Raw genomic sequence first — 2,097 nt, forward strand, 5'->3', positions numbered from 1 at the left:
GCGGCCGTCGCGGAGACCGCGTCCGCCGCCTCGTGCCACGTGCGCGCGAGCTCGGCGACGATGCCGCGGCAGCCGTCGACGCGCGCGGCGTCGCCGCTCGTCGACGCCGCCAGCAGCTCCGTCATGAGCCACGTGTAGATCGCGAGCAGCTGCTCGCCGCCGTCCCACGCCTCGACGTCGAGGCTCGCGGCCAGCTCGGTCACGATGTCCTGCGCGTGCGCGAGGTGCTGCGTCGCGTCGGCGCGGCGGCCCGCGGTGAGCGCGTGCGCGCCCCGCTCGACGTCGAGCACGAGGCGGTCGACGAGCATCGTGAGCAGCCGGGCGGGGCTCGCGGTCTGCACCGCGGCGGCGACGTACCGGCTCCGTGCGTCGAACATGGTCCCTCCGGTGGTCAGCTCTGCTTCTGGTCGTTGGCGAGGTAGCTCGACAGGTAGCTCGCCTGCGAGTTCATGCGCGCGAGCGTCTTCTCGAGCGACGCGTACATCCGCTCGAGCCCGGCGCGCCGGGCGGCGAGCCGCTCGTCCCACGCCGTGATGCGCTCGGTGAGGTCCTTGACCGCGTCCTGGTGCCCCGTGATCGCGGTGGTGATCGTGCCTTCCTTGCTGTCGGACGCCGTCTTGGCGGCCTCCGAGAGCCGCGCCGCGACGCCCTGCACGACCGCGGCGACCTTGTCGGGGTCCTTCGCGGCGGCCGCCGTGTACACGGCGTCGTCGAACGTGAAGGTGCCGTCCTTCTGGATGACGATGCCGACGTCGGCCGGCGAGACGCCGTCGACCGGCATCGACCCGAGCGCGAGCATGTTCTGCTGCAGCATCCGCACGCCCGCGTCGCCGGCGAACAGCCCGCCCGACACCACGGTGCGCCCGTCCTCCGACGTCGACGTCGTGGACTTGGTGCGCGACGCGATCTCGGAGAGCACGACGTTGAGGTTCGCGACGAGGCCCGAGGCGAGCGACTTCACGGTCGAGTCGTCGCGCGTGAGGTCGAGCGTCAGCGGCTTGGCGTCGGCGGCGGTCTCGGCCGTGACGGTGAGGTCGACGCCCGTGAGGACGCCGGTGATCGTGTTGGTGGGCGACGTGAGCCGCTGCGCGCCGGGCGTCCCGGGGAACAGCGTGATCGCGGCGTCGCGCGCCTCGCGCACGGTGTCGAGCGCGAGGTTCCCGCCGTCGTGGGCGATCGTGAACGCGTTGCGGCCCCCGGTCTCGGTGCCGGTGACCTGGAGCCGGTAGGTCGACTCGCCCGTCGGGTTGCCGTCGACGTCGAGCTTGTCGACCTTGACGGCCGTGGCCCGCACCCCGGTGCCCGCGCCGTTGAACGCCTCGACGATGTCCGGGACCGACGTCGAGTCGGCGGTCACCGTGACGGTCTCGCCGCCGCGCGTGATCGTGAACGACGGCTTCTCGGACGCGAACGTCGTGGGCAGCGCCACGAGGGACGCCTGGGACTGCGCCACGGCGTCGACGCGGAACGTCAGCGTGCCGAGCTGCGCGCCCGCGCTCACGGTCGCCGAGGCGCCCGGCGTGCCCGAGGTGCCGGGCTGCGTCACGGCGGCCTTGACGGCGTTCCAGGACTCGGGCTTCGCCGCCTTGGCGGCGTGCTCCGCGAGCGACGCGACCTTGGTGTTGAGCGCCTGGAGCGCCGTCACCAGGGCGGACGCGGTCGACTTCTTCTGCACCAGCAGGCTCTGCTGGCCGCTCTGCAGCGTGATCAGGCTGTCGATGTACTCGCCCGTCTTGATGCCGCTGACGAGCCCGTCGATCGCCGCCATGTCCGCGTCCTCCGCTGTGCCGTGCCGTCACGTGCTGCCGGCACCTGCGTGCCCGCCGGCGCCCGCCGGGACGGTCGGTGCCGATGTGCCGACCGGCGGTGGGGGGACGGTCGTCCACCCACCGCCGGTCGAGGGTCGTGCTGGTGGTCACCTCACGGCGACCGGGTACCTCACTGCAGGAGCGAGAGCACCGACTGCGGCAGGTTCTTCGCCTGCGCGAGCATCGCGGTGCCCGCCTGCGAGAGGATCTGCGAGCGGGTGAACGACACCATCTCCTGCGCCATGTCCGTGTCACGGATCCGGCTCTCCGACGCGGACAGGTTCTCCAC

The 2,097-nt window shown here is 72.7% G+C and carries 3 protein-coding genes; all 3 read right to left on the bottom strand.

The genetic code is table 11. The annotated features are described in order from the left end of the window. Nucleotides 1-377 (bottom strand): flagellar export chaperone FliS (locus J7523_RS20165; protein WP_291890549.1); only part of this gene is annotated, 377 nt, incomplete at its 3' end. Between the two features lie 14 nt (nucleotides 378-391). Further along, nucleotides 392-1,768, bottom strand: a complete 1,377-nt coding sequence (fliD, locus tag J7523_RS20170; RefSeq protein WP_291890552.1) for a flagellar filament capping protein FliD — start codon at nucleotides 1,766-1,768, stop codon at nucleotides 392-394. A gap of 170 nt (nucleotides 1,769-1,938) precedes the next feature. After that, nucleotides 1,939-2,097, bottom strand: a 159-nt coding sequence (locus tag J7523_RS20175; protein WP_291890554.1) for a flagellin, incomplete at its 5' end; no start/stop codon positions are given.

The sequence above is a fragment of the Cellulomonas sp. genome (assembly GCF_017744555.1).
Lineage (GTDB): Bacteria > Actinomycetota > Actinomycetes > Actinomycetales > Cellulomonadaceae > Cellulomonas.

Excerpts from the sequence above, each read along its gene's own strand:
- fliD (WP_291890552.1), bottom strand. The coding sequence starts at position 1,768 with ATGGCGGCGATCGACGGGCTCGTCAGCGGCATCAAGACGGGCGAGTAC.